Annotated in this window: 4 protein-coding genes; all 4 read left to right on the top strand. The window is 76.2% G+C overall.

Annotated elements, in window-relative coordinates; genetic code table 11:
• Positions 1-869 (top strand): hypothetical protein (locus IN07_RS26030; protein ID WP_036340947.1); only part of this gene is annotated, 869 nt, incomplete at its 5' end.
• Between the two features lie 2 nt (positions 870-871).
• Positions 872-1,864: an ABC transporter ATP-binding protein gene (locus IN07_RS22480; protein ID WP_036340950.1), complete on the top strand. Its 993-nt coding sequence runs from the start codon at positions 872-874 to the stop codon at positions 1,862-1,864.
• Entirely contained in the window at positions 1,861-2,715 is an 855-nt protein-coding gene (locus IN07_RS22485; protein WP_036340953.1) for an ABC transporter permease subunit, read from the top strand. The genes IN07_RS22480 and IN07_RS22485 overlap by 4 nt, the downstream gene beginning before the upstream one ends.
• Positions 2,715-2,964: hypothetical protein (locus IN07_RS26035; RefSeq protein ID WP_197058609.1), on the top strand; the 250-nt coding region annotated here is incomplete at its 3' end. The genes IN07_RS22485 and IN07_RS26035, both read left to right, overlap by 1 nt.

Raw genomic sequence — 2,964 nt, forward strand, 5'->3', positions numbered from 1 at the left:
CCGCCGCCGCGCCGGCCGCCCGGCCGGAGCGGGTCCGGCCGAGCCGGTCCCGCGGGTTCCTGCGCCGGCCGGCCGCCGCGGTGCTCGCGGTCGGCGTCGTCCTGGCCGGTGCCGGGACGGCAGCCGCCAACGACTGGCTGCAGGTCTTCCGCACCGAGGAGATCGCCCCGCTGAGCCTCACCACCGACGACCTGGTCGCGCTGCCGGACCTGAGCGCCTACGGCGACGTCGAGCTCACCGGCGACCCGGACGTGCACGAGGTCCCCGACGCGGCGACCGCCGCGGAGGAGTCCGGGCTGGACGTGCCCGAGGTGGCCACCCTGCCACGCGGGGTCACCGGCGAGCCGATGATCTCGGTGGGCGGCCAGCTCAGCGCCACCTTCACCTACTCGGCCGACCGCGCCGCGCAGGCCGCCGCCGCGGCCGGTGAGGTGCTGCCCCCGCCGCCGCCCGGCCTGGACGGCAGCTCGGTGCGGCTGGTCGCGGGGCCGGGCGTCGTGCAGGTCTGGTCCTCCGAGTCCGGGCTCCCGGCCCTCGTCGTGGGCCGCGCCGTCGCCCCGTCGGCGTACTCCTCCGGCGTCCCGTTCGAGACGGTCCGCGACCACCTGCTGTCGCTGCCCGGCCTGCCCGACGACGTCGCGGCGCAGCTGCGGAGCTTCACCGCCGACAGCTCGACCCTCCCGCTGCCCGTGCCCGCCGAGCTGGCCACCAGCTCGACGGCGGAGGTCGACGGCGAGGAGGCCACGGTGCTGACCGGCAACGACGGCGCGATGGCGGCCGTGGTGTGGGTCTCCGACGGCGTGGTGACCGCGGTGGCCGGTTCGCTGGACGCCGACGAGCTGCTGTCCGTGGCGCGGGACCTGCGCTGAGCATGAGCACCGTGGACAGCGGTGCCGGGGTGCAGGCCGCCGCCGACCTGGTGGCCGGTCTGCCCCCGGCACCGGCGGCCTGGTGCACCGGGCTGCGCAAGCAGTACCGCAGGCACCTGGCCGTCGAGGACGTGTCGCTGCAGGTGGGCCGGGGCGAGATCGTCGGGCTGCTCGGGCCCAACGGCGCGGGCAAGACCACCGTGATCAAGATGCTGCTCGGCCTGGTCCGCCCGGACGCCGGCGAAGCGATGCTGCTCGGGCAACGCTCCGCCGACCCGGCCGCCCGCGCCCGGGTCGGCTACCTGCCCGAGCTCTTCCGCTACCAGCCCTGGCTGACCGCGGCCGAGGTGCTGGCGCTGCACGCCCGGCTCTCCGGCGCCGGGGTGCCCGCCGCCGAGCAGCGCGACTGCCTGGCGCTCGTCGGGCTGGCCGGCCGGGGCGACGACCGGGTGGGCGGGTTCTCCAAGGGCATGCAGCAGCGGCTGGGGCTGGCGGTCGCGCTGGTCGGCCGGCCGGAGTTCGTGGTGCTGGACGAGCCGACCAGCGCCCTGGACCCGCTGGGCCGCGCCGACGCGCGCGACATCGTGCTCGAGCTGCGGTCCCGTGGGGTCGCGGTGCTGCTCAACTCGCACCTGATCGGTGAGGTCGAGCGGGTCTGCGACCGGGTCGTCGTCCTGGACCGCGGCCGGGTCGCCGCCTCCGGCACGCTTGCCGAGCTGCTCGGCCAGCGGGAGGTGCGGCTGCACCTGACCGACCTTTCCCCCGCCGCGCAGCAGCGGCTCGCCGCCCTCGGCCGGGTCGACCGGGAGGGCGAGTGGTCCACCGTCGCGCTGTCCGCCGACGACGACGGGACGGCGGTGCCCGACCTGGTGCGTGACCTGGTCTCCCTCGGGGCGCTGGTGCACGCGGTGGAGCCGGTGCGGATCAGCCTGGAGGAGCGGCTGCTCGGCATCCTGCGGGACGGCGCCGCGAGCCGTGCGGCGGGCCCGTCGTGAGCACGGCCCGGACGGTGCTGACCATCGCCGCGCTCACCCTGCGCGAGGCCTCCCGCCGGCGGGTGCTGCTCGCGCTCGTCGCGCTGACCGTCGGGCTGCTCGGGCTGAGCAGCTGGGGCTTCTCCCGGCTGGCGGCCGAGTCGCTGACCAGCGGTGAGGCCCGGCTGACCGCGTCCATCCTGCTGAACCTGGTGATGTTCGGCTACAGCCTGGTCGCCGCGCTGGGCACCGCCTTCCTGGCCGGCCCGACGCTGTCCGGGGAGACCGAGTCCGGCATCGCGCTGTCCATGCTCGCCCGGCCGATCCGTCGCTCGGCGTTCCTGCTGGGCAAGTGGCTGGGGCTGGTCGCGTTCGGCAGCGGCTTCGTCGCCCTGGCCGGGCTTGCCCAGATCGTCGTCGTCCGGGTGACCGTCGACTACTGGCCGCCGGCGCCGGCGACCGCGCTGGCCCTGCTCGCCGCCCAGACCGTGGTGCTGCTGACCCTCACGGTGCTGCTCGCGACCGTCATCTCGCCGATGGCCTCGGGTGTGGTGGCGGTCGGCCTGTTCTGCACGACCTGGGTGGCCGGGGTGGTGGGCGCGATCGGCGAGGCCCTGGGCAACGACGCCGTCGGTCGGGTCGGGAGCGTGTCGCGGGTGCTGCTGCCCACCGACGGGCTCTGGCGCGGGGCGATGAACGCCTTCCAGGACCCGTCGGCGATCGTCCAGTTCGGCGGGGCCGACGAGGGCGCCGGGGCCTTCCCGTTCCTCAGCACGGCGCCGCTGACCCTCACCTACCTGGGCTGGGCGGTGCTGTGGGTGGCGATGGTGTGGGCGCTGGCCGCGATGTCCTTCGTCCGCCGCGACCTCTGATGGCCGACCCCGGCGCGGTCGTGCTCCAGTTGCCGTTCCGGGGCACCTGGCGGGTGGAGAACAGCCCGGCGCGGCGGGTGCCGAGCCACGGCACGCACCTGTTCGCCACCACGTACGCCATCGACTTCACCGCCGTGCGGGGACGCCGGACGGCGACCACCCGGGACTGGCGGTCGCTGCTGGGCACCGAGCCGGTGGACCGGTTCGTCGGCTTCGGGCAGCCGGTGCTGGCCCCGGCGGCCGGGCGGG

Origin of the sequence: Modestobacter caceresii (genome assembly GCF_000761485.1) — a bacterium.
Taxonomy (GTDB): Bacteria; Actinomycetota; Actinomycetes; order Mycobacteriales; family Geodermatophilaceae; genus Modestobacter; species Modestobacter caceresii.